Annotated in this window: 1 protein-coding gene; it reads right to left on the bottom strand. The window is 68.4% G+C overall.

Annotated features, from left to right (window positions below):
- On the bottom strand, positions 1-1,773 hold a 1,773-nt coding region (locus tag FFS27_RS32405), incomplete at both ends, for an amino acid adenylation domain-containing protein (RefSeq protein WP_034014379.1).

Raw genomic sequence — 1,773 nt, 5'->3', positions numbered from 1 at the left:
CCAGATCGCTGCGATGCGCTGCTCCAGCTCGCTACCGGGCGCTCGATAGGCCTGTTGCGACAGGCTCGCATCCGGTTGCGGCAACGCCTGCCGGTCGAGCTTGCCATTGACCGTCAGCGGCATCCGCTCCAGCAGCATCAGGTGCGCCGGCACCATGTAGTCCGGCAGGTGCCGCTTCAGCGACTCCCGCAGCGACTCCCGCAGACGCTCGGCATCCTCCGCCGAGTCCGCCACCACGTATCCCGCCAGTTGCGTGCCGCCGACTCCGTCATGGGCCAGCACCACGGCATCGCGTACCCCGGCCAGACCGGCGAGCGCCGCTTCGATCTCGCCCAGTTCGATACGGAAGCCGCGAACCTTCACCTGGTGGTCGATACGCCCGATGTACTCGATATTGCCATCCGCCTGGAACCGCGCCAGGTCGCCGGTACGGTACAGCCGCTCGCCGGCGCCGCCGGGGAACGGGTTCGGCACGAAGCGGGTGGCACTCAACCCGGGCCGCCTCAGGTAGCCGCGCGCCAGACCGGCGCGACCGATGTACAGCTCGCCCACCGCGCCGCGCGGCACCGGGTTCAGGTCACGGTCGAGGATGTACCAGGACAGGTCCGGGATGGTCCCGCCAATCGGACTGACCAGGCCACCCTCCAGGTCGGCCTCGCTCACCGGACGGTAGGTTACGTGCACCGTGGTCTCGGTGATGCCGTACATGTTCACCAGTTGCGGCTGGCGATCGCCGAAGCGCTGGAACCACGGCCGCAGGCTCTGCAGATCCAGCGCCTCGCCACCGAAGATCACGTAGCGCAGCGCCGGCTGCTGCGTCGCCATGTCGGCGGAACAGGCCACCGCCATCAGTTGCTTGAACGCCGACGGCGTCTGGTTGAGCACCGTCACGCCTTCGCGGCACAGCAGACGGTAGAAGTCTTCCGGCGAACGGCTCACCCATTGCGGCACGATCACCAGGCGCCCGCCATAGAGCAGCGCGCCGAAGATTTCCCAGACCGAGAAATCGAAGGCGTAGGAATGGAACAATGTCCACACGTCCCGCTCGTCGAAGCCGAACCAGGCCTCGGTGGCGCTGAACAGGCGCAGCGCGTTGCGGTGGGTGAGCAATGTGCCCTTGGGCTTGCCGGTCGAGCCCGAGGTATAGATCACGTAGGCCAGGTTGTCCGCCGATAGCGTAGGGAGCGGATCGCTCTCGGCGTAGCCATCCAGCACCAGACCGTCGATGGCCAGCACCTCCACCCCCGCCTGCCGTGGCAGGCGCTCGAGCAGATGCCCCTGGGTCAGCAGCAGCCGTACCCCACTGTCGTCGAGGATATGCGCCAGGCGCTCCTCTGGCGCCGCCGGGTCCAACGGCAGGTAGGCGCCGCCGGCCTTGAGGATCGCCAGCAAGCCGACCAGCATGTCCAGCGAACGCTCCAGCGCCAGCCCGACCGGCACGTCCGCGCCAACGCCGCGGGCGATCAGGCAGTGCGCCAGGCGATTGGCCCGCGCATTCAGTTCGCCGTAGCTCAGCCGTTGTTCGTCGAGGATCAGCGCAACCGCCTGTGGCCGTTGCCGCGCCTGCTCCTCGAAACGCTGCTGCAAGGTGCCCTGCACCGCGCACTCGCGCTGGGCCGGGTTCCATTCGGAGAGGGTCTGCCGGCGCTCCGGCGCATCCAGCAGCGGCAACTCGCCGAGCCGCTGTCGTGGGTTGGCGACGATGCCGCGCAACAGGTTGCGCCAATGGCCGGCCAGGCGTTCCACGGTGGAGGCGTCGAACAGGTCGGTGGC

Source organism: Pseudomonas sp. 2VD, from assembly GCF_005503585.1.
Classification (GTDB): domain Bacteria; phylum Pseudomonadota; class Gammaproteobacteria; order Pseudomonadales; family Pseudomonadaceae; genus Pseudomonas; species Pseudomonas aeruginosa.
This window is presented reverse-complemented; position numbering and strand designations above follow the sequence as displayed.